Origin of the sequence: Acinetobacter sp. 22301, assembly GCF_052045285.1 — a bacterium.
Lineage (GTDB): Bacteria > Pseudomonadota > Gammaproteobacteria > Pseudomonadales > Moraxellaceae > Acinetobacter > Acinetobacter pittii.
Genome location: NZ_JBQEOR010000004.1, coordinates 142,889 through 166,342 on the forward strand (window position 1 = coordinate 142,889; position 23,454 = coordinate 166,342).

General features: G+C 37.5%; 20 protein-coding genes and 6 tRNA genes. 17 read left to right on the forward strand and 9 right to left on the reverse strand.

Going from position 1 to position 23,454, the window contains the following annotated elements; all coding sequences use genetic code 11:
* Positions 1-92 precede the first annotated feature (92 nt).
* Positions 93-1,484 carry a coproporphyrinogen-III oxidase family protein gene (locus tag ACTJJH_RS08875; RefSeq protein ID WP_410560405.1) on the forward strand — a complete coding sequence of 464 codons (1,392 nt, stop codon included), beginning with the start codon at positions 93-95 and terminating at the stop codon, positions 1,482-1,484.
* A gap of 8 nt (positions 1,485-1,492) precedes the next feature.
* Positions 1,493-2,374 carry an alpha/beta fold hydrolase gene (locus tag ACTJJH_RS08880; RefSeq protein ID WP_440601021.1) on the forward strand — a complete coding sequence of 294 codons (882 nt, stop codon included), beginning with the start codon at positions 1,493-1,495 and terminating at the stop codon, positions 2,372-2,374.
* 140 nt (positions 2,375-2,514) lie between these two features.
* Here ACTJJH_RS08880 and dapE read toward each other — a convergent pair whose 3' ends face one another.
* The 3 genes from dapE to ACTJJH_RS08895 all read right to left on the reverse strand — a co-directional run bounded on the left by dapE (position 2,515) and on the right by ACTJJH_RS08895 (position 4,926).
* Positions 2,515-3,651, reverse strand: a complete 1,137-nt coding sequence (gene dapE, locus ACTJJH_RS08885) for a succinyl-diaminopimelate desuccinylase (protein WP_005072799.1) — start codon at positions 3,649-3,651, stop codon at positions 2,515-2,517.
* Between the two features lie 126 nt (positions 3,652-3,777).
* Positions 3,778-3,921: an entericidin A/B family lipoprotein gene (locus ACTJJH_RS08890; protein WP_014207555.1), complete on the reverse strand. Its 144-nt coding sequence runs from the start codon at positions 3,919-3,921 to the stop codon at positions 3,778-3,780.
* A gap of 123 nt (positions 3,922-4,044) precedes the next feature.
* The gene (locus tag ACTJJH_RS08895; RefSeq protein WP_440601022.1) at positions 4,045-4,926 is read right to left on the reverse strand and encodes a DUF1853 family protein; all 882 of its coding nucleotides are present in this window, start codon (positions 4,924-4,926) and stop codon (positions 4,045-4,047) included.
* 103 nt (positions 4,927-5,029) lie between these two features.
* Here ACTJJH_RS08895 and ACTJJH_RS08900 point away from each other — a divergent pair, with 103 nt between their 5' ends.
* From ACTJJH_RS08900 to ACTJJH_RS08935, 8 genes are all read left to right on the forward strand, one after another.
* A complete protein-coding gene (locus ACTJJH_RS08900; RefSeq protein WP_014207553.1) occupies positions 5,030-5,398 on the forward strand; it encodes a YbaN family protein in 369 nt (122 codons plus the stop codon).
* 151 nt (positions 5,399-5,549) lie between these two features.
* The gene (elsL, locus tag ACTJJH_RS08905) at positions 5,550-6,053 is read left to right on the forward strand and encodes a cell wall-recycling L,D-carboxypeptidase ElsL (protein WP_063099547.1); all 504 of its coding nucleotides are present in this window, start codon (positions 5,550-5,552) and stop codon (positions 6,051-6,053) included.
* Positions 6,054-6,259: 206 nt separating this feature from the next.
* A tRNA-Val gene (locus ACTJJH_RS08910) sits at positions 6,260-6,335 on the forward strand.
* A gap of 24 nt (positions 6,336-6,359) precedes the next feature.
* Positions 6,360-6,436: transfer RNA gene (locus ACTJJH_RS08915), tRNA-Asp, on the forward strand.
* Positions 6,437-6,483: 47 nt separating this feature from the next.
* Positions 6,484-6,560 (forward strand) — tRNA-Asp (locus ACTJJH_RS08920).
* An 89-nt stretch (positions 6,561-6,649) separates the two neighbouring features.
* Positions 6,650-6,725, forward strand: a tRNA-Val gene (locus ACTJJH_RS08925).
* A gap of 36 nt (positions 6,726-6,761) precedes the next feature.
* Positions 6,762-6,838 (forward strand) — tRNA-Asp (locus ACTJJH_RS08930).
* A 66-nt stretch (positions 6,839-6,904) separates the two neighbouring features.
* A tRNA-Val gene (locus ACTJJH_RS08935) sits at positions 6,905-6,980 on the forward strand.
* Between the two features lie 374 nt (positions 6,981-7,354).
* Here the strand turns inward: ACTJJH_RS08935 and ACTJJH_RS08940 are convergent.
* The 4 genes from ACTJJH_RS08940 to yccS form a co-directional block, all read right to left on the reverse strand.
* Positions 7,355-8,140 carry a YdcF family protein gene (locus ACTJJH_RS08940; protein WP_440601023.1) on the reverse strand — a complete coding sequence of 262 codons (786 nt, stop codon included), beginning with the start codon at positions 8,138-8,140 and terminating at the stop codon, positions 7,355-7,357.
* Positions 8,141-8,253: 113 nt separating this feature from the next.
* Entirely contained in the window at positions 8,254-10,842 is a 2,589-nt protein-coding gene (locus ACTJJH_RS08945; protein WP_440601024.1) for a PepSY domain-containing protein, read from the reverse strand.
* A gap of 155 nt (positions 10,843-10,997) precedes the next feature.
* Positions 10,998-11,573: an SdpI family protein gene (locus ACTJJH_RS08950; protein ID WP_002116136.1), complete on the reverse strand. Its 576-nt coding sequence runs from the start codon at positions 11,571-11,573 to the stop codon at positions 10,998-11,000.
* A gap of 100 nt (positions 11,574-11,673) precedes the next feature.
* Positions 11,674-13,848, reverse strand: a complete 2,175-nt coding sequence (gene yccS / locus ACTJJH_RS08955) for a YccS family putative transporter (RefSeq protein ID WP_017400237.1) — start codon at positions 13,846-13,848, stop codon at positions 11,674-11,676.
* Between the two features lie 127 nt (positions 13,849-13,975).
* Here yccS and ACTJJH_RS08960 point away from each other — a divergent pair, with 127 nt between their 5' ends.
* The gene (locus ACTJJH_RS08960; protein WP_440601025.1) at positions 13,976-15,190 is read left to right on the forward strand and encodes a multidrug effflux MFS transporter; all 1,215 of its coding nucleotides are present in this window, start codon (positions 13,976-13,978) and stop codon (positions 15,188-15,190) included.
* A gap of 25 nt (positions 15,191-15,215) precedes the next feature.
* Here the strand turns inward: ACTJJH_RS08960 and ACTJJH_RS08965 are convergent, their stop codons facing one another.
* Complete coding sequence (locus tag ACTJJH_RS08965; RefSeq protein ID WP_002116417.1) at positions 15,216-15,923, reverse strand: nitroreductase; 708 nt, start codon at positions 15,921-15,923, stop codon at positions 15,216-15,218.
* A 510-nt stretch (positions 15,924-16,433) separates the two neighbouring features.
* Here ACTJJH_RS08965 and ACTJJH_RS08970 point away from each other — a divergent pair.
* From ACTJJH_RS08970 to sbmA, 6 genes are all read left to right on the forward strand, one after another.
* Positions 16,434-16,637, forward strand: a complete 204-nt coding sequence (locus ACTJJH_RS08970; protein ID WP_086399865.1) for a hypothetical protein — start codon at positions 16,434-16,436, stop codon at positions 16,635-16,637.
* A gap of 183 nt (positions 16,638-16,820) precedes the next feature.
* Entirely contained in the window at positions 16,821-16,961 is a 141-nt protein-coding gene (locus tag ACTJJH_RS08975; RefSeq protein WP_014207545.1) for a hypothetical protein, read from the forward strand.
* A 99-nt stretch (positions 16,962-17,060) separates the two neighbouring features.
* A complete protein-coding gene (locus tag ACTJJH_RS08980) occupies positions 17,061-18,536 on the forward strand; it encodes an alanine/glycine:cation symporter family protein (protein ID WP_063099544.1) in 1,476 nt (491 codons plus the stop codon).
* A gap of 170 nt (positions 18,537-18,706) precedes the next feature.
* Positions 18,707-19,681 (forward strand): patatin-like phospholipase family protein, encoded by a 975-nt coding sequence (locus tag ACTJJH_RS08985; RefSeq protein WP_005804673.1) that lies wholly within the window; start codon positions 18,707-18,709, stop codon positions 19,679-19,681.
* Between the two features lie 203 nt (positions 19,682-19,884).
* Positions 19,885-21,120: a threonine ammonia-lyase gene (locus ACTJJH_RS08990; RefSeq protein ID WP_005064397.1), complete on the forward strand. Its 1,236-nt coding sequence runs from the start codon at positions 19,885-19,887 to the stop codon at positions 21,118-21,120.
* A 238-nt stretch (positions 21,121-21,358) separates the two neighbouring features.
* Positions 21,359-22,555 carry a peptide antibiotic transporter SbmA gene (gene sbmA / locus ACTJJH_RS08995; RefSeq protein WP_119684659.1) on the forward strand — a complete coding sequence of 399 codons (1,197 nt, stop codon included), beginning with the start codon at positions 21,359-21,361 and terminating at the stop codon, positions 22,553-22,555.
* Positions 22,556-22,597: 42 nt separating this feature from the next.
* On the opposite strand, the gene ACTJJH_RS09000 is transcribed toward sbmA, so the two are convergent.
* The gene (locus tag ACTJJH_RS09000; protein WP_119684658.1) at positions 22,598-23,347 is read right to left on the reverse strand and encodes a DUF4850 domain-containing protein; all 750 of its coding nucleotides are present in this window, start codon (positions 23,345-23,347) and stop codon (positions 22,598-22,600) included.
* Positions 23,348-23,454 lie beyond the last annotated feature (107 nt).

Here is a 23,454-nt window from a genome sequence, read left to right on the forward strand (position 1 = left end):
TTCGAGTGGGAAATAATAATTAAATTAATTGTATAAAATAATATACTTAAATATAATATATTTATTTTAATAGGATAAAAGATACACGAATTATGGATATTGTTTCAATTAAAAATTTCATCCAAAAAAATAAAGTAAGACATTTATCAAATAAGGTTCTACATACTCATCCTTCACCTAAAATATGGAAAACAGATTTAAAGGAGGAAGAAAATAATCACTTTTTATTAAATACGGAGGCTCAATATAAGTCTATAAATTTATATTTAGGTATTCCTTATTGTATTCCTACTGATCCACCTCATTGTGGATTTTGTCTTTTCCCTACTCAAGACTATAAAGGTAAAAAGGAAGTAGATTATTATCTGGACTTTTTAAATAGGGAGGCTCAATTATATAAAGAATTTTATCAAGGCGCTAAACTAGAAAGCCTATATGTAGGAGGGGGTACACCTAACTTACTTCAACCTCATGATTATATAAAACTGGCTAACATTGTGTCATCCGTTTTTCCGGACATGGGGTTATCTACACCCATAGAAATGACTTTAGAAGGTATTCCTCAACTTTTTAACGAAGATAAAATAAGAGCAATTAAGGAGGCTGGTTTCAATCGAGTCAGTATGGGGGTACAACAGGTTAATGATAAGCTAATCGTTACCAGTGGTCGAAAACAAACAAGAAAACAAGTTTTCGACGCGATTGAGTTATTCCACAAGTATTCTCTATCTTGCAATGTTGATCTGATCTATGGCTGGCCAAATCAATCGATTGAAGCAATGCTAGGAGATTTAGAAAGTATTGTTCAATCAGGAATAAAACATATTACTCATTATGAGCTTAATATTGCTGGTCGATCTGATTTTGCTACAAAACAAAAGCAGAATACGCCATCTATTGAGAAAAAAATTGAAATGTATAATATTGCAAAACAATTCTTAATAAGTAAAGGCTATAAACAAAAAACAGTATATGACTGGGAAAAACCAAATGATAATCATCTGATCTCAGAAAAATATTTATATGAAGATAATCTCCGAGACTGTTTACATGAAAATGGTCAAAGTAAAATGACAACAATGAGCGGATTAGGCTATGCAGCGGTTAATATGAGATTACAGCCTAACTCATCAGAAATTAAGTCTGTTTCAGCAATGAACCACCGAAACCTAAATGAATATTATGATGCGATATCTTTGAATAAGCTTCCTATTGAACGTATGTTTGTTCATGATACTGAAGATGTGAAGCTAATCTGGATATTCCAAGCATTACAAGAAATGAAAATTAATACAAAAAAATATGAGAAAATTTTTAATAGCGATATTAAACTCGACTATAAGCCGATATGGGATGCTTTAGTTGAAGAAGGCTGGGTAGAGTATACAGACGAATATATTAAACTTATTAATGAGGGTGAGTTTTATACTCCACTCATTCAAGCATTGCTAAGTCAACCTAGAATAAAGTCTTTACAACAGTAGATAAATAAATGTCAATTCATAAAGAGCTACATATTTTAAAAACAGATGATCATGGTGAATTTGCTTTATGGGAAATTTCTAAAAGAAATAATTCTCTAATAAAAAAAGAAGCAATTTTCTTATCTCATGGTGCATTTTCGGATAAAACTGTTTGTATAGGCATTGCAGATTATTTGGCAAATCATGGTTATATTTGTTTTATTTTAGAGTGGCGAGGGCATGGTACTAGCCCAAAAACAGAGATACCATTTAATTTTGAAACTGTTGCATTATATGAATATAAAACTGCATTTCATTATATTTACCATAATTTTAATATAACCTCCTTGCACTGTGTAACACATAGTGGTGGAGGGCTATGCTTAACCATGTTCTTAATTAATTATCCTGAATATTTAAAAAATATTCAAAGTATTACTTTTATTGCTTGCCAAGCATTTGGAGCAGTAAATAATTCCTTTGATTTTATTAAATTGTTTTCTGCAAAATTAATTGTAAAAGGTCTAGGTCAGATTCCTGCTAATAAATTTAAGTTGGGGCGAATAAATGAAACCTATTACACGATGCGTCCATGGTTTAATTGGAACTTAAAGGAAAATTTTATAAGTGAATTTAAAGATATAGATTATAAAAAATTTATGAGCTCTATTAGAGTTCCAATATATTCTATTTGCGGGACTGGCGATAAATTTATTGCCCCTGCTAAAGGATGCTATAAATATTTGCAAGCTTTTGAAAATGAAAATAATATATTTCGAGAATTTGGCTATTCCAATAGTAACTTAGAAAATTATTCTCATAGTCGAATTGTACTTAGCCAAAATGCTGCTAAAGAAGTCTGGCCAACTATATTGCAATGGATAGATAAGAATTCAAAAGCAGCTTTTTAAGCTATTTCTATTAAAACTAATTTTCTAGTTTATTGAATATAAATAATCTTTAAAATTTTAAAAGAATGTAATGTATTGATACTTTAAATATAAAAAACGCCCCCAAAAGGGCGCTTTTTCAATTCGTTAGATCTTAAGTTTTACTTAGCTAACAAATTTTCCAAAATTTGCTCATAAATATCAGTTAGTGGATCAAGGTCTTGTACATCAACATGTTCGTTAATTTGATGAATTGTTGCGTTTAGAACACCTAATTCCAATACCTGTGCGCCTGTTGGAGCAATAAAACGACCATCAGAAGTACCGCCACTCGTTGAAAGCTCAGTTTCAGTACCCGTTACGTTCAAAATAGCAGTTTGCGCTGCATTAACGAGTTCACCTACAGGTGTTAGGAATGGTAAACCAGAAAGATTCCAAACGATTTCGTACTGTAAACCGTGTTTATCTAAAATCTCATGCACACGTTGTTTAAGTTGTTCTGCTGTTACTTCTGTTGAATAACGGAAGTTAAAAGTAACTTCTAGTGCACCAGGAATGACATTTGTTGCGCCAGTGCCAGCATGAATATTTGAAATCTGAAATGATGTTGCTGGGAAATATTCATTTCCATTATCCCAAACAGTTTGGCACAGTTCTGCTAAAGCTGGTGATGCTTCATGAATTGGATTACGCGCCAAATGTGGGTAAGCCACATGACCTTGCTTACCTTGAACTTTTAATACGGCATTAAGTGAACCACGACGACCATTTTTAACAATATCACCCAATTTATGAGTACTAGAAGGTTCGCCTACCAAACACCATGTCATCTTTTCGTTACGTTTTTCAAGAGTCTCAATCACTTTAACCGTACCGTTAATAGCAGGTCCTTCTTCATCAGAAGTAATTAGAAAAGCAATCGAACCCTTGTGATCAGGATGTTTTGCGACAAAACGTTCAGATGCAACGACCATAGCTGCAAGTGCTGTTTTCATATCGGCCGAACCACGACCATATAATTTTCCATCGCGAATTTCAGGTACAAATGGATCTGAATTCCATGCTTCTAACTTACCTGTCGGAACTACGTCAGTATGACCGGCAAAACAAAATACAGGTTCTTCAGTTCCGCGACGCGCCCAAAGATTGTCAACTTCACCAAAACGCATTGGTTCAATATGAAAACCAATTTTGGCTAAACGGTCTGCCATGATGGTTTGGCATGTATGATCAATAGGAGTAACAGAAGGTTGTTGTAACAGTTCTAAGCTAAGCGAGAGAGTGTCTGAATGGTTCATACCGAAAATTGCGTGCTGATCAGGTGAAATATAGTCCGATATAATAGGCGAATCTCTAGATGATGGGTACGTAAAAATAAAAAAACCTTATCGGAATGATAAGGTTTTTGAAGTAACAACTCTAACTTACATTTTATCTTGTGTTTTTTCAGCAGTATTTGTTACAGCATCACCTGCTTTAGAAACATCTTGCCCAAAACCTTTAAACGTATTACACCCTGTTAAAATAACAGCAACCATTACAGACGCAGCTAAAACTTTTTTCATCATTTTCTCCGTTTAAATTTAATAATGAAGTAAATTTAGATTAAAAAACAAACGGAAAAAGAAACATGACTGTTTAATAGTAAAAACGTTATAAAATGTTTCTAGAAGCTTAAAACTTATTGTTAATTAGCTTAATTTTTGCAGTTGAGGCTTGATGTTTAAGTACGAAGGATGTCTAAACATATAAAACAAAATCTCTTTACTATTTTTACAATATAGACCGTCTGTCCACCAATGTGCTTGATTTGAAGTCTGCTCTTTATTTGGACACAACCATTCATGTCTTTCCAATCGATAAAAAGAAGAATGGAGAATGGTAGTCCCCCAATATCCCAAACGACGCTTTAAATTTATCCAGTCTGGTGGCGACTTTTGAAAATTTAGTTGAAGTGGTAGGTAGAGTTGTCCTTTTAAAACTGCAAAACGTTGTTGAATCTTAAAATTTAATGCCTCAGAAAATTGAAATTGCTTATTCGTAAAATGATAAAGTTTCTTGCTTAAAGTATCCTGACGGTTTAATCCAATCCATTGTTCTAAATGTAAGTCTGCCTCGCCCAAATAGTATTTTAACGCGACTTCCCAATGTTCAATTTGTTGAGTTTCTTTATTTAAAATTAAAAAATCTAGCTCACCTAAAGTTTTTGCTCCATCAATTTTTTGAATACTATGGCCTAATAGTTGGTAAGGATGATAATTATCCTCTTGTAGCCAGAACCAAAGTAAATTCTCAAAGCGTAAACCTAAGCGTGTACTTTTAAGTTGAGATAAAAACTGGATTAAAGGATCTGGTGACTGATCGAGCTCTTTTAACCGTGGTAAATAATTTTGGAAATGCTCTTCCCATACTTCGGTTGGGTGCAGCTTAAAGTCGTGTTGTATAGAAAAACTTTTTGGTAATTGGCAAAGTAAATTTGGACTAGCAATACAAAAAGCCAGCTGTCGCACTATAGGATGTTGAAATTGAAGCCATGGTTCGAAATAGGAAGTTTTCACTGAGGCAATATTCATATATTTAATACTCGAAGTAATTCATCCTAATTTCATAAGGGATCAACAAACAATATTAGAAAAACACTTTATACTAACGCTAACAGCAGGTTAAGGTTTATATATGCGAACATTGTTCTGGCGCTCTTTGGTCGTGATTTTTATCACGCTAGGCATTATTGGAGCAATTTTACCAGGTATGCCCACAACAGTGTTTTTGATTCTGGCTGCATGGGCAGCTTCAAAGGGATGGCCACAAATGGATGATTGGTTATTAAACCATCCCAAATACGGCCCAACATTACGTGATTGGCGAACCAATGGTACAGTACCACGTAAAGCCAAATGGATTGCAAGCATAATGATGGCAATCAGTGGCCTTATAATGCTATTTACTTCAGCACCGCTTTGGGTCAAGATTTTTACTGATACTACCATGTTGATCGTTGCAGTTTGGTTATGGCTACGCCCTGAGCCAAAATTAAAAGATTGATAATCTTTTAATTTTGGCGCAAGACAAGCAGTGAAACTGCGCGTAGATAAGAGAAGATTGATAATCTTTTAATTTTGGCGCAAGACAAGTTCTTCATATAAATTTTTACTTAAACTCAAAGTATTTGAGTTGATATAAGAGAATAAGTTCAATGTCTCAATTTAAGCTCGAAGAAGCAGATGTCCTCATCGATTTAGCAAATCAAACATTAACTTTGCCTAAACATAATAAGTTTTATGTCATTTCTACCGGAAAGAACGGAATCGGTGAGCAAGAGAATACTGGTAGGACTCCACGTGGATGGCATAGGGTTGCAAAAAAAATTGGTGCACAATCTCCTCAAAATGCGGTTTTTATTGCACGTAAGCCAACAGGGGAGGTCTATAGTAGTGAACTTGCAGCACAATTTCCTGAGCGAGATTGGATATTGTCCCGTATTCTTTGGTTAGATGGCTTAGAAGAAGGCTTTAATAAAGGTGATGGCCACGACACCATGCAGCGTTATATCTATATTCATGGCACACCTGATAAAGAACCGATGGGTGTTCCCATGTCACATGGATGTATTCGAATGCGTAATGAAGAAATCATTGAGTTGTTTGATTTAGTCGCTGAAGATGCATTGGTTTATTTGTCTGAGCAATCTTTAACCTAAAATAAGATTTTAAAAATTCTTATTTAATTAGCTGAATGATCAAAATATTAAAATAAGTGCTTAAATAAAATACAAAAAATTGTTTTTTACTTAATAATGACTTATTTTTAATCATTCATTCGCATTTTTTTGAAAAGTTGTCGAAAAGCGTTTGACACCTGTTAAAGATTCTCTATAATGCACCTCACAAACGATGAAGACGTTAAGGGCGCTTAGCTCAGTTGGTAGAGCGTCTGCCTTACAAGCAGAATGTCGGCGGTTCGATCCCGTCAGCGCCCACCAAGCCTTTACGTTAAGCTCTCAAGTGCAGCGGTAGTTCAGTTGGTTAGAATACCGGCCTGTCACGCCGGGGGTCGCGGGTTCGAGCCCCGTCCGCTGCGCCACTTAAGACTTAACATCGTTTACCCCACAATTGCGATATTGTGAAAGTGCAGCGGTAGTTCAGTTGGTTAGAATACCGGCCTGTCACGCCGGGGGTCGCGGGTTCGAGCCCCGTCCGCTGCGCCACTTTTCAGTTCGAGTTGTGTTTGGAAGATGATTTAAGATGTAAGAATTTTAAATCGAAAAATTAATAATTTATTAGTTTTTTCTTCTTGGGGCGCTTAGCTCAGTTGGTAGAGCGTCTGCCTTACAAGCAGAATGTCGGCGGTTCGATCCCGTCAGCGCCCACCATATATGTGACCATACTTTATTTTAAAGTATTGTAGTGCAGCGGTAGTTCAGTTGGTTAGAATACCGGCCTGTCACGCCGGGGGTCGCGGGTTCGAGCCCCGTCCGCTGCGCCATTCTCTTGATTCCCTTGTCTAGAGAATGTAGAGTATGAAGATACATTCGTTATCTTTTCTCATTAAGGGCGCTTAGCTCAGTTGGTAGAGCGTCTGCCTTACAAGCAGAATGTCGGCGGTTCGATCCCGTCAGCGCCCACCATAATTTCTATTAGAAATTTAAATTCCCTAAATTTATACTCATCTATAAATATCTTATACTTACATGTAAATTTATTTACTATGTGACTCAGTGTAGATACAACGTTTCTATTCTAAAATTAAAGTCCTTATATCTTTAAGTTATTCTTTTTATTGATCGCTAGTTTTTAATTTTTTAGCATTAGTATTTTTTCTCTTGCTGTTGATGGGCTTCCTCCTCCTTATTAAATTTCTTTATTAGTGGCTAAAGATAAGAATCTAACTTGCAATTTATGATCTTCAGCTTAGATCAACTTTGTATTTGTACCGATCACTAATATTTTCACAAAAAAAACTGCTATTTTTTAAATAGCAGTTTTTTTATTAAATTATTTTTTAATATTCGTTTAAAATCCATCCACTTGCATATGCGAAATATTCCCGTAACCATGCATTGTAACGAGTAGCTAATGGTGTTTCTGCCGCTACCCCATAAACTTGGGTATAGCCCTGTTTTTTTGCAATTGCTATTGCTCGAGGAATATGAAAATCACTTGTCACAATAGCGATTGGTTGGTCTAAGGTAATGTGGTGCTGTTCTAATAAGGTTTTACTATTTTTTAAGTTAAGCTCTGTGCTGGTGCTTTTATCTTCAAGGATCATTTGATCTCTTGCGATATGATACTTTTGTTCAAGATAACGAGACATAACCAGTGCTTCGCTTTCTTTTTCTGAAAAATCAAGACCACCTGTTAGAACAATCTGTGCTTGCTGCTGTTTTAGGGCTAGAGGGGCGGCCGTATCTAAACGTTTTGCAAGAATTGTGGATGGCTGACCATTCTCAACACCGCTTCCTAAGACAATAATTGCTTTTACTGGAGGGATACTATTTGGAGTATCTTTATTTTCTTTAATAAAGCTAAAAAAATAGCCTAAGCCAATTAACCATATCCAGAAGCATAACCATCCAAAGCGCCAAAGTGTGTGTAAGCGATAGTGATAGAAGAAAAAGCGTTCTAAATGATAATAAAATAAGGAATATAGGCAGAAGAAAGCACCTAAAATTAAAGGAATAACGGTACCTACATTAATTTTATTGAGACAAATTAGAACTAATCCATCTAGAAATAAAATCGAACCAATGATTGCTAGGAAAATACGGATCCACTTACTGACTTGCATTGTGCTTAGAGTTGCAATTTAAATTGCAGACAGTGTATGCAAAATCATTCTGAATGCAATAAAAAACCGAGTAAAGCATTAAGCCATTACTCGGTTTTAGTTTTTATTGATCTTTAATAAACATCACGGCGGTAACGACCTTGTTGTCTTAAATCATCTACCTGTTCTTCACCTAGAATTTCGATAAGTGCTTGATCAACTCCACTTGCCATACCATCAATACTACCGCATACATACAGAACAGCACCGCGTTCTACCCAGCTTACTAATTCTGCTGCATTCTGACGGATTACATCTTGAACATACATGCGTTGTTCTTGATCTCTCGAAAATGCTAAATCGAGGCGCTTTAACATTCCTGTGGTTTTCCATGCCTCAATAGTTGATTCATAGAAGAAATCACATGCTCTTTGACGTTCACCAAAGATTAACCAGTTTTCAGTGTAATCATGACGCGTACGGGTGTGTAATAGGCTCATTAAGCCAGCAATGCCAGTTCCGTTACCAATACAAATAATAGGGCGGTTATCATCAATAAGATGGAATGATTCATTGGTACGAATACGCAAAGCGATTTCATTATTAACTTGTGTATGTTGAGTTAGCCAACCCGAACCTAAACCTAAATTACCAGACGCATCATATTGTTGACGAACAACCAAACGAAGGACTTGCTGAGACGGAATGCTCGCAATCGAATACTCTCGCGTTGGTAGAGTAGGGAGCTGCTCTAATAAATGATCCAGATTGGCAAATGGTTCAATTTCACCAGTTAAATCTTTATTCCAAAGTGCTTTTTCGATTGAAATCTGCAATGAATCAACTTTTGAATTTTTAAGAATATGATGCTTTTGCAAAAAAGCATGAATACGTTCAGGACTATTACCAGGCTGGATTTCAGCAATATCACCCGCTTGCCATATCGCCTCATGATTTGCTTTAAGTTCAATATTATAAGCAGGCTGACCTAAGCTATTTGGGTTGAGTAAATCACGTTGTTGTAATGTCCAACTATCAAATACTTTTTCCAGATTTACAGCATGTAAATCTAATTTGGTTGCTTTAGCGAGAGATTGATTCCAATTTTGAATATCCGATGGGTTTGCATTATCAACTTCAATTGTATTGAAGAGGGCATGGGCACCATTTGCTTTAAGCCAAACATCTACTGCATGGCCAAAACTACAATAAGTGTCTGGATATTCTTTAGAGCCCAGCGCTAGAACAGCATAGTTGATGTGCTTAAGATCCACATTCAATTTTAAAAGTTTTTTAGCAAAGCTTGTAGCAAGATCAGGAGCATCACCAGTACCATAAGTACTGATCACGAATAAAACCTGTTGATGTTGCTCTAAATCAGTTTGTGTTAGTTGCTGTACAGGTTTTACCTGAACAGGTTGATGAGCTTCTTGTAAACTTGTTGCCGTACTCCAAGCGAGTTGTTCAGCTACGCCGGTTTGAGTTGCATAAGTAATAAGCCAAGGCTTTGCATTTGGATCAATGTATTGTCCTGCTAAAGACTGACGAGCCGCCTGTGTTAATTTTTTCTGTTTACGGCGTTTAAGATACAGCATCCACCCAGTAACCAAGAACAAAGGCATTGCTAGAGAAGCAAGCATTGCAACGAATTGATAAATTGGTCCAAAGAAGCTACCGCGGTGTACGGGTAACATGCTGCTCATAATCTTTTGATTAAGCTTTTTGTCTTCGTAAAGCTCCATCTTTTCGATGTTGCCAGTTTGATAATTATAGATGGCTTGGTTACGTGCCCGTTCGTGTTGTGGGGTAGCATCGACAAAGCTTAACTCAATTTTTCCATCATCTTTTTTCGGTAAGCTTAATGTTAGAGTCGAATAATCACGTCCAACCTGACTATTGAAGCCACTCCATGTTTGATTAAGTGCTGTAATGAGTTGAGTATTATCTAATTGAGGCTCTGATTTTTTATCATTATTACGGTCAGATTGTTTACCTTGCTGCATTCCACGATTTTGATTTTGAGGAGCAGCGCCATGATCTTGTCGTTTAGGCTGTTCAACTCCCATCACTTTGAACATGCCACTACGCCACCAATCATAAGACCAATATAGTCCTGTACATGCGAAAAGAAGATAAAAAACAATGACCCATGTGCCGACAACAGCATGTAGATCCCAAATAAAATTCCGGCCTTTGAGTTTCGGTTTAACAGCAAGCCATTGACGAGCAGAATGCTTTTTAGGCCAACGTAAATATAACCCACTGAGTACGAAGTAAATTAGCATGAGTGCGCAGGCACCAGTAATTTGTTTACCAACTTCACCTGCTGTTAAATTACGATGAATTTGTTGTATGAGTAACAACAATTTTCGGCCTTTAACATCTGGAAGAACCTCAGCGTTATAAGGGTTCACCATCATATTATAGCCACGGCGTTCACCTTCTTTTTCAATATTTACAATAGAAGAAGAGGTGGGGTCCTTGGCAATCGTAATGCTATTAATTTTGATTTCAGGTTGGGCTGTATTGAAATGTTGATATAGCTGAGCAGGAGTTAATTTTGGAGTGTTTTCAGCTTGTACAACATAACTATCAGAATTCACCCATTTTAAAATTTGTTGGTCATAAGAATAAATTGCACCTGTAACACCCATAATGGATAAGATGAGGCCAGCAGTAATACCCAGAAACCAATGAATTTGAAATAAAATTTTTTTAAACATGGTCGAAAATGTAAATATGATGGAGATCTTGTAACGAAGTATAGCCGAAGATTGGGGAGATAATATGGATTTTGGAGATAATATTAATTTTCATTATCATTTATTTTTAGCTTAATAAAAAACCTCCATGAGGAGGCTTTTTATAAAATCTAGAATTACAAGGTTTTTGGTTCGCCTACAGATTCTTTTAAGTGTGTGCGAATTGTGTTGAACGAGAAGTTTTTAGAATCCATGCGCTTAGGTAGGATATAAGCACCTTGTTGTTCTTGGCCTTTTGGATCTTTTACTTTGAAATTGACCAAAATAAAATCAGGTGTATTGTACCATTCGTAGATATTTTTCCATCCAATAGTACCTACGCCTTCTTGTAAGCCCATTTGTTGACGCATCACAATACCATGAGGCTGCACACCTAAACGAATACCTTTGATTTCCTGTACCGGAAATTCATTCATTTTGCGTTTAACGTACCACTCTAATCCGTATTTACGACCTAGGTAGTAAAGTACAACAGCGACAATAGCAACCCAGCAAAAAACAGTAGAGTAGTTCTTAATAAAAATAAGACCTAATATAGCTAGGGCTAAAACGACACCCATAATTGCCCAAATTTTTGTGCTGATTTTATTGGTGCTGCGCCAGATAAGAAGCTGTGCATTACGTTGTTCAGCTTCTGACACATCATAGGGAACAGGCTGAAGCGTATAAGCGTATAAAGTTTTCGCGGTCATAGTGCAAATAACAAATTGTAAACTGTTTTAAGTTTAGCATTAATTGGCATAAGTCAGGAAAGGATATTATGCCAATTTCATACTAATTTCCGACTCAAATTTATAACGATGCAAGCTCGCTGGCATCATTATCAAGATCATGACTTAGGCGTTGTTTTAGCATACTAAAACGGTTCAATACACCAAGCATGAGTGATAGCTGCTGTAAAATAATGAGTGATTTCTGGTCCTCTTCATTATTTTGACTCAAACGTTGACGTATCGTCTGGAGCATATTTTGTGCTGTAAGATCAGGCATCTCATCTCTTAATAATGCACCCTGAATATCATCTAGCGCTTGGTCTAAGAGTTTAAGAACAGCTTGATCTTGAATGCTTTCTCGATGTGCTCCAAGTGCGGCGATATAACTTAAAAATGTATGGTTTAAACATAAAAATTCAAAGATATCCGACTTACGGGTAGGGTCAAAGTCTGGCTCTGTTGCTAAAGTTGAAATAAGTGAAGCAACCTCGGCATCTGTATTATGAGCAGCTCGTCTTACAATACGGTAATTCAACGCATGATTGCGGCCTTCATGATATTGTTTAACAACTTCAGCTAAATAATTGCATTGAGCTTGTAATGAACGTCTGATGTTGCGAGGTAAGCGTCGGAATTTCCAGTCAGGCCAAATAAATGTCACCCCAAACCAAGCTAGGGCACATCCAATTAAAGTATCTACAAATCGCGGAATAGCAGCAGCCATTGCCGAGCCATCTAGATTAAAGTTAATTAATGCCAAAATTGTAATAAATGCGGTTGCTTGAGCATATTGCTTACTGCGTAACTCAAAAAACAGTACCCCGCTCAAGATCAACATTAATAGTTGTCCTTCGACGGAAGGCACGAGAAATACAATGGTAAGACCAACAATAATTCCGACTAATGTTCCGACAATTCGTAAGCGTAAGCGACGTTTGGTTGCGTTGAAGTTAGGTTGGCTTACAAATAGGGCTGTAAGCATAATCCAATAGCCGTACTCGATATTGGTCATTTGAATCAGCACATACCCAATAAAAAGAACGATTGAGACGCGAATTGCATGGCGGAAAAGTACAGATTCAGGAGTTAAATTTTGCTTTATTCGGATGACAATATCGTTCCATCCTTGTAAATCATCATCTTTAAGCTGGTTCTCTGCTTGTTTAACTTTATCAGACTGAATGTGTTGTTCCGTTTCTAAGTTGAGTAACTGAGAGTCGATAGATTTTAAATTTTGGTATAAAGCGAAGAGAGCATTTACCCATAACAGATCATAATGCTGATCACGTCTTAGTTTCTCTAAAGATAGTCTTAAGTTCTCAAAACTCTGTTTGAAACGTTTGTTATGGTTATAAGGTTTACGTTGTAAAATACATTCGTTTAACTCTTGGCAAGCTTTGCCTTGAACCGCCAAAATTCGTTGAAATCTAAATAAAATATCACTGTGCTGAAAAATTTTGGCTAACTTTTGATAGTCGATATGGGCTGAGTCAGCACGCTCATGAATGTCTTGAGCGACAAAATAATAATGTAAGCTTCGGCGTGTATCTTTTTGCCCACGGTCACCTTTTAAACGAGTCAATAAAGCTGTTTTTAAGTCATTAAAAATCGTAATTAACTTACCATTTTCTAATGACAGCTCAATCATACTTTGCTGATAGCTGGCAGGAGTCATATCTACATCAAATAAATTTGATTTTGCAAATAGAAAGTCACCTAGAGATGCATAAGACGCTGCGAGTTTATCTTGAAGTTGGCGAACCGGAAATAGTAAAAAGCTAATAGTAGCAATGAGACCATACCAAGCAGCACCTGCAACTAAAAGAGCAGGTTGAATATACCAATGATCGAAAAGGTGAACACCCAACATGGTATAGACCGAAACAACCAAACAGCCATAAGAAATGGTGGCGTAACGACGTCCCAGCGAACCTAATAAAATCCAGCCAATACATGAGGCAATCAACCCTAAAGCAAAAGCCATTGGGTAGGGGAAAAGTAGTTGTACCGAAGCTGCGGTAACGAAGAACCCAATATAAGTATAAATTAGGTTCATGATTCGCACGGAAAAGCGATCATCAATATCACTCAAACCTGCTGCGACTACACCTAAAGTGAGTGGAATAGTTGCTAATTGATAGCCTAAAAAATAAGGCACGAAAGCAGTTCCTGAAAAGGCTATCAGCATTCGCACGTTATACATAAATGTGGTGTTATAAGTCGCTCTTTTTAGGCGTTTAAACCAAGATTTCAAATGAAGTCCTTGCTGATCAACCTGTGTGATAAAGGATTTGTGTATTTCTACACCAATGTTGCACAAATCATACGATAGACAGTGTAAGCTTGTCTGTATGCAAATGAGTGAAAAATGAAATATCGTTATGTCTGAACAAACAGCCCAGCGTCAATACTCTATTGGCTGGATTATGTTGCTCGCTTTACTTACGGCTTTAGGGCCGTTATCCATTGATATGTACTTACCTGCGTTACCACAAATGGCCCATGATTTTGGGGTAAGTACGCAAATGGTGACAAATACACTACCAGCATATTTTTTTGGTTTAGCCATTGGGCAGTTGGTTTATGGTCCTTTAAGCGATCGTATCGGTAGAAAGAAACCACTTTACTTTGGCCTCGCGCTTTATGCAGTCGCAAGCTTATTTTGTGTAATGGCTACTAATGAATGGAGCTTGATTGCGGCCCGTATTCTACAAGCTTTAGGTGGTTGTGTTGGCGTAGTCATGGCTCGTGCGGCAATACGCGATAAATTGGACGTTCAAGGCTCGGCACAAGCTTTCTCAAGCATGATGATTGTCATGGGACTTGCACCAATTTTGGCTCCTATGATCGGAGCATGGATTTTAATTTGGTTTCCGTGGCAGGCTATTTTTATTGCGCTTTCAATTGTGGGTGCGCTGTGTTGGCTGTGCGTACATTTCTTTTTTAAAGAAACTTTGGCAAATGATAAAAGGCTTAAGCTATCGCTCTATCAAGTGGTGACTTTATATGGAGCTATTTTCAAAGATGCGAGTTTCCGCTTACCTATGTTTGCAGGTTGTTTAACAGGGGCTGCATTGTTTTGCTATATCAGCTCAGCACCTGCCGTGTTTATGGATCAGTACGGACTTAATCAGCAAGAGTTTGCTTACGTGTTTGGACTAAATGCTTTTGGCATTATGTTGATGTCTTCTTTAAACAAGCATTTAACAACACGTGTTGAAATTACCAAACGCTTAAAATCGGGTTCCCTTGTGCAAGTGACTGGAGCCATCATTGTATTTATTGCTGGTTTAATCCCTGCAGCGCCTTTATGGCTTGTTATGGTAGGGTTATTTTTAGCTATTTCGGGTATTGGTTTAACAGGCCCAAATGCTATGGCGTTAGCAATGTCCAAACAAGGTGCTCGCGCTGGGACAGCAAGTGCAATTATGGGAAGTATGCAATTCGCTTGTGGCCTTTTAGGTGGCGTGCTTCTTAACTTCCTGATTTGGTCCGCATCTCTCAATATGGGCGTAATGATGGTGTTATTTACACTAAGTGGTTTTATTGTCGTATTGAAAGCGACACAACAGGTCAAAACCAAGCCATTCTCATAGCTTTTAGAGAATGGCCACTTATAGCTTATTCGTCTAGAAAAACTGTGAAATTTTCAACAGGTTCTCTAGGTGTAATAAAGGTATTTACAATGTGGTTAGGATCGGCATGACCTAATGCAATTGCACATACCAGTTCTTCGTCATCTGATGCACCTACTATATCTAAAACAATAGGGTGAAAATGATTCCAAGCTGCTTGTGGGCATGTATCTAAACCACGTGCCTTGGCAGCGACCATCACGTTTTGGATCATCATTGCGATATCCATTTTAGAACCGATTCCCATCGTTTTATTTACGGTAAAGAAAAGGCCGACTGGTGCATCAAACAATTTAAAATTACGTAGCTGCTGTTCAGCCATTTTTTCTTTTTCGCCCTTTTTGATTTCGAGTAAACCGTAGAGTCCCCAACCATTCTCGCGGCGGCGGTCAATAAAAGGGGATATCCATTTTTCAGGGTAATAGGCAAAAGTTTCTTTATATTGTTCTGCTAGCTCAGGATTTTTTGAAACTTCAATTTGTGCAGCACAGACACGTTCAACCATTTCATCACGTTTTTTACCTGTGACCACATAGACTTTCCATGGTTGAGTGTTCGTTCCAGAAGGTGCTCGACTTGCGACTCGTAATATATCTTTAATGACTTCTGGCTCAATTGGAGTATTTAAAAAAGCGCGGACAGAATGTCGAGAAGTGATAGCTTCATCAACGAGACGAACTTGTTCCAGATTCATGCGTACTCCTATATCTTTTCTTAAATACTTCATACTTTTTTGAAGCTTAATTTCATGTTTTGAAAGTACTTCATTTATAAGCAAAAAATATTAGAAAAGGGATATCCTTAAAGATATGATGATGTGTTTAGTTTGGATATAATGTCTAATTAACTCTAATGTGAATATGCCACTTTAGATCTAAATAGACAAAAAAGTATGATGTTTTTGACTATAAAAATAAATTTATAGCATTAGTTGGATTAAAAATCACTCAATTGAAAAAAAGGTATAATATGTTTAAAAACAGTACAAAATAGATGATTTTGGATAAAAAGTAATCGGAAATAACATAAATTTTTAATGAAAAACATACACAAAATTTTAAATTTCTGCATAATACCGACTTTTTTACGCAGGTATGATTTCTCCATACTCATGTTAGGAAAGAAATGGCTGCATACAAAATCCCTTTACAAAAAGGATTTGAATGTAGAAATGGAGAAATACACGAGGAATAAGGAGCTTTACATGAGTTTACCGCTCATCAACAAGCAGTTCATGAAACAAGGATTGGCGATTACCATTGCAACCATGAAAATGAACGTAACTCACGCAACTACTGAGCCACAAGAAATACAACAGCTTGGTACAGATCTAAATGCACTCTTCTCCACTCAGCGGGAAAAGGGCGCAGATAGCCGCGTTATGGCGATGGCTCGTTACAGTCTTTGAAATTCATATCCATTTTAGACATTCGCTCTCAAGTATATGTAAATATGCTTATTGGCTTAAATCCAGATTTTTATAACTCGATTAATTGATGGGAATCATTAAACGAGCTGATTTAGCGGTGGTCATTTGTTAGTTTCCAAGTTTGTAGCCGAGTCGATGCATTCTGTTCACCCAAATGGGAATATGTTCAGTGGTGCGATGAATTCATTTTATCTGAAGGGTGCTTTCTCTCATGCGACCTTCAAAGGCTTAGTGCTGGGCATTATGTTGCTTAAACTTGTGACGTTAATTGCTATTCAAGTGACATTAAAAGTTTTTCCTTAAATGTACTGAAGAAGTCCCTATTTTGAGGGGCTTTTTTGTTTATTGCAGTATTTTGGCTTGTGCTATTAGCACATTAGCAAGAACGTAAGCGGACCGAGTATGAATGAACAACTCAATGCCACACTGATGTCGTGGGTACAATTTTTTAATGATCCTTTATGGGATTTTCTGGTTATTTTCTTGCTGGCTGTCGGTATTTTTTATACGGTCTTAACAGGGGCAGTGCAGATCCGCATGTTCTTGCAAAGTATCCGTGTCATGAAAAGCAGCCGTACAGAAGGCGAAGATGAGCATGGACTTACACCTTTCCAAGCTTTTGTAACGGGTCTTGCGAGCCGTGTTGGGGTGGGTAACATTGCAGGTGTGGCAATTGCGATCGCAATTGGTGGCCCTGGCGCTGTGTTCTGGATGTGGGTAACTGCTGTACTTGGTATGAGCTCTGCTTTTATTGAGTCTACACTTGCTCAGCTTTTTAAAGTTCGAGATAACAAGACTAAACAGTTCCGCGGTGGACCAGCTTACTATATTACCCAAGGTTTACGCAGTAAAACCTTTGGTGTGGTTTTCGCACTAGCACTCATTTTTACCTACGGTTTCGTATTCAACTCAGTCCAAATTAATGCGATTGCTAATGCTTCTTCACATGCTTGGGGTTGGGACAAAGCTAATCTTGTTGCTCATTTAGGTGGTGTTGATCTAGAAATTTCATGGGTTGGCCTTGCACTTGTCGTGATGGTTGCATTGGCAATTTTTGGTGGTATTAAACGTATCGCTAAATTTGCAGAGATGTTTGTACCTTTAAAAGCGGGTCTTTATCTAGCCGTTGCTCTCTATATTGCCATTAGTAACTATGCAATTTTGCCTGATATTTTAAAGCTGATTGTGACTGAAGCTTTCCACTTCAATGCTGCGGCAGGTGGTTTCTTCGGTGCGGCAGTGTCAATGGCAATGATGCAAGGTATTAAACGTGGTTTGTTCTCAAACGAAGCAGGTATGGGTTCTGCGCCAAACGCGGCTGCTGCATCTGATGTAAAACATCCTGTAAACCAAGGTTTAGTACAAATGCTTGGTGTATTCGTAGATACGTTCATTGTATGTACAAGTACTGCAATCATCATCTTAGTTTCTGGCGTTTACCAAGATGCAGGTTTTGTTGGTGTTGAATTAACACAACGTGCCTTAGAAACTCAAGTTGGACATTGGGGATCTGATTTCCTAGCGGTTCTATTATTCTTATTCTGTTATTCAGCTGTACTAGGTAACTATGCCTATGCAGAAGGTAATGTACAGTTTATTAATAACAACCCGAAAGTCATGTTCATCTTCCGTATTTTCGTATTGGTGATGGTGTACTTCGGTGCAATCGGTAGTGTTCCGCTCGTTTGGTCAATGGCTGATTTGTTTATGGGTATCATGGCAACCATTAACTTGATTGCAATTTTACTATTAACGCCAATGGCACGTACTTTGTTAAAAGATTACCGCGAGCAATTAAAACGAGGCATTAAAGAGCCTGAGTTTAAAATTGACAAGTATCCGGAATTGAAGAAAAAAGTTGATTCAGATATCTGGTAAGTTTCAAAAGGCCTCTTATACATAAGGGGCCTTTTTCATATAGGCGATAAATAAAATACTTGAGTCTAAATTTTAAACATGACAAATTAAATAAATTCACTACAGCTTTTCACGAAAGTAGCAACTAAAATTGCAATCCGAACTTAATCCTCATAGTACGAAGATGGGCCATGAAACAGCTTAAATTGTGGGTTCTCGGACTCTCTATGGTGTTGGCGGGATGCCAGACCACTACACACTTGTCTGCTGCTCTAAAACCGCAAACGACAGAAGCTTATGCTCGTCCTGTCGATCAACCTTTTGCAAGAATTAAAAAAATGCAAAAACGTCCTGTTGTTGCGCTTGTATTGGGTAGCGGTGGGGCACGAGGCTATGCTCATATAGGGGTGATTGAAGTTTTAGAACAACATGGTATTCGCCCGGATTTTATTGTGGGTACGAGTGCGGGTAGTATTGTTGGGGCAATTTATGCCAGTGGTAAAACACCTGCTGAACTGCGTGATACTGCTTTAAAAATGAAAGCTGGCGATGTCCGTGACATTAGTATCGGTTTAAAAGGTTTTTTTGATGGTAAAAAAGTAGAGAACTACGTTAACCAGCAAGTAAATAATATGCCACTCGAAAAAATGAAGATTCCAATGTATGTGGTGGCAACTGAACTGAAGCATGGCACTAAGACCGTATTTAACTACGGCAATACTGGGCAAGCCGTGAGAGCCTCTGCTTCGATTCCGAGTATGTTTGTGCCGACTAAAATTGGTAAATCTGAATATGTAGACGGTGGGTTGGTAAGTCCTGTACCTGTTGAAGTGGCTCGTGATTTAGGTGCTGATGTCATTATTGCAGTTGATATTCTAGCTCAACCTATTTACACAGAAACTTCGAATGTCTGGGGACTGTTTAATCAGAATATTAATATCATGCAAGGGCGTTTGGCAGCAGAAGAATTGCAATATGCAGATGTTGTTATTCAGCCAGATTTAAGAGAAAAAGCACATATCTTTGATGTCAAAGGCCGTGAAGCTACTATGAAATCTGGTATAGATGCAGCTAATGCCAAGCTTTCTGATATTCAGTTTGCTATTGATGAAAAAATAGCTGAACAAAATATGTCTACGGAAGGCTTGAGTGCTCAAAGCCAATAAATAAACGTTAATATTCTGAAAATTATAAAAAAAGCCCACAAAGGGCTTTTTTTATGGAAGTCTAAATCTTCAATTTTTGGAATAAAATTTTTTGTATATTAGAGGCATGTTGGATATGCTGAAAACTCTAATGGTTAATATGAAATATTGTTGCCATTTTTTAAAAATAATTGATTTGTAGTGTATTGAGGCTGACTGGATAAATGATACAGCAACAGGTTAAAAATGGCTTTCCAACATTAGATGATGTTCATGCTGCCGCAGAGCGTTTGGAAGGTTTAGTTGTAAAAACTCCCTTTGTTTTCTCAGAGACCATTTCTAAAACCTTAGGGGCTGAGATGTGGTTGAAATTTGAAAACTTACAATTTACAGCTTCATTTAAAGAGCGGGGTGCTCTGAATAAACTGTTGTGTTTATCTGAGCAAGAAAAGCAACATGGTGTTATTGCAGCTTCGGCAGGCAACCACGCCCAAGGTGTAGCCTATCATGCTCAGCGGACAGGTGTGACTGCAACTATTGTAATGCCGAAATCTACGCCAAATGTTAAGGTGCAACGAGTACGTGAGTACGGTGCGCGCGTTATTTTGCATGGGCAGGACTTTTCAGAAGCTGCTGCTGAAATGCATCGTGTTGCACAAGAAGAATCTTTAACGATTATCCACCCATTTGATGATGCTGAAATTATTGCGGGTCAAGGCACCATTGCACTTGAAATGCTTGCGGCTGTACCTGATCTGGATATTTTGGTTGTGCCAATTGGTGGTGGTGGTTTAATTTCTGGTATTGCAATTGCTGCTAAAGCGATCAATCCAAAAATCAAAATTATTGGGGTGCAATCAGTTGTATACCCAAGTATGGCAAAACTACTTTGTAATTATCAACATGCAGTTTCAATGGGCTCTACTGTTGCTGAGGGTATTGCGGTAAAAACTCCAGGTGAGCTTACGACCCAAGTTGCTAAAGAATATGTTGATGACATTGTTGTTGTCACTGAAGACATGATTGAAGAAGCGATTGCACTATTACTTAATATTGAAAAAACAGTATGTGAAGGAGCAGGGGCAACAGGTATTGCTGCAATTATGTCGCGTCCCGATCTGTTTTTAGGTCATAAATTAGGTGTGGTGCTGTCGGGTGGCAATATTGATACACGTGTTATGGTCTCTGTATTACAACGCCATTTAACCCGTACAGGCCGTATGGTTCGTATTCGTGTTGAATTACCGGACAATCCAGGTGCTTTAGCTCGTTTGACGGCCATTATTGCTGAGCAGGGCGGTAATATTTATGAGCTGCGTCATGAACGCTTTGCGGCAACAAGCCGTGCCAAAGAAAGCGCTGTGAGCGTTGATGTCGAATTAAAGAGTGCCTCGGACCTAGATTTGCTTATTCAAGCAATGCAATTAGAAGGCTATATTGTTCGTAAAGAAGAGATTTAATCTCTAATATCACTGTGTTATAAAAGCTGTATATGGCTCTATCGAGAGTCATATACAAGGTAATTTAAATGGATTAAATTGCCAAAAAAGGGATTAATTTACAAAAAAACGATCAAATCCTTCAATGGAATAGGAAAAACTGACAATTCTCTAAACTTTACCCTTCACAATTTTAAGGTTTAGGTTTTAGTATTCCTTTCATTGTAAATTTGAAGAAATATAGGGATATCCACGCTCAATGTTCAAATCATTTTTTCCATCACCAAGGTATTTCTTTATATCTGCGGTCATTTGGATCGCGCTCAATATGGTGCTTTGGTATTCAGGTGGAAACACGTGGGGAACTTTTATCGGGTTTCCTCAAGGCTATCATGATGCTCAACTACCAGTGGGTGTGAGCCGTTTTTGGTCTCCAACTTTCTTATGGTTTTATGTCTGGTTTTTAGTCTCTACTGCGCTCTTTGCTGGATTTTGGAAAATTTTTTCTAATAATCCATGGCAGGGATGGTCAGTGTGGGGGTCGGCATTTATTTTGTTCAATATTTGGTTTGGTGTTCAGGTCAGTGTTGCGATTAATGCATGGTATGTACCATTTTGGGATTTAATCCAAAAAATGCTTTCTGATGGTGGCGGAGACCTCTCGGCATTATATAGCGAGACAATGGTTTTTCTTTATATTGCTATGGTCGCTGTGACTCTTGCTGTAATTAATGCCTTTTTTACAAGCCATTATGTATTCCGCTGGCGTACAGCAATGAATGAATACTACACAGAGCATTGGGAAAAACTACGTCATGTTGAAGGTGCTTCCCAGCGTGTGCAAGAAGACACTATGCGCTTTGCAACCATTATGGAAGACTTAGGTGTTGAACTGGTAAAAGCTGTGATGATTTTAATTGCCTTTCTACCTATTTTATTTCAACTGTCTAAACATGTTCCCGTTTTACCAATTGTTGGTGAACTAGAACATTCGTTAGTATGGGCAGCAATTGTATGGGCTGCTTTTGGTACCGTTCTTTTAATGGTAGTAGGGATTAAGTTGCCAGGTTTGCAATTTAATAATCAAAAAGTAGAAGCGGCTTATCGTAAAGAATTGGTTTATGGAGAAGATCATGCAGAGCGTGCAAGACCAGCTACTCTAAAAGAGCTATTCGGCCGAGTTCGTAAAAACTACTTCCGGCTCTATTTCCATTATGCTTACTTTAACTTGGTCGCAACTTGGTATAAGCAGTTAGACATTTTATATAGTCTAGTTGTTTTATTCCCTGCAATTGCGAGTGGGAAGATGACGTTAGGCTTGATTAACCAAATCGGTGGTGTATTCGATAAGGTCCGTGAATCCTTCCAATACTTAATTAGTTCATGGAAAACGATTATTGAACTGCTTTCAATTTATAAGCGTTTAAAAGCTTTTGAGTCGATACTACACAAATAAAATAAAAACCCGCGAAAGCGGGTTTTTTTATTAAGTATTGGATTAGTGCGTTGCATTATAAAAATTAAGGATAGGGCCAACTAAAGACTGCTGCGATTTATCTAAGGTGATTTGAATTTCTTTATAGTTAAAAGTGTCTTCATCATAATATTTAGCAATACCATGCGTTTTATTGTTCACTTGTGGAATTTGATAACTAAAAAAAGCCACTTTCTTAGAAGGGTGAACAATATTGATGAGTTTTTTAGGGTCTTTATAGCCACCGAATTCATTTTCAAGACTTTCTTTTAATAACTCTGGGAAATAGAGCGTTGCATTTGGTAATCCGCAGCCAACACAAAATGAAGAATCATAGAGTTCTATTGCTTGTTTTTGATCTGTACTCATTATTAGAGCAAAACCAGTCCCATTAGCGCCTGCATTTGCTTGCACATCTTGCCAATTTCTTGGAACGAGCACCAAACCTGTTTCAGGTAATGCAAGAAGCTTGAGTTGTTTTGCATGTTGAGCATCGAGTTTAAAATTAAAATGGCAGCTTTTAGGTGTACAGGTTTCAAAGTCTTTAAGTAAACCATTCTCTGTTGGGCTCTGTGCTGTAACACCATAAAACGGGACTGTAACGCCGTTTAAAAACTTTGCCTCTCCTAGAGCGTAGAATTGATTATCTGCTTTGCGGGTTGCAGCAGAACTATAAAACTTTGGAAAATGGGGAGTAAAGCTTTTTACTTCTGCATAAACAGTTGAAGTTAGACTGACCAATGCTGTGCATAATAAAAAATTTAGTTTTTTCATTTTTAGAAAGTAATCAATTTAAATCTTATATAAATCTAACATATTCTTTTAAACTAGACGGTAACTCAAAATTTAACGCTATTGTTAACTTCATAATAAAACAGACC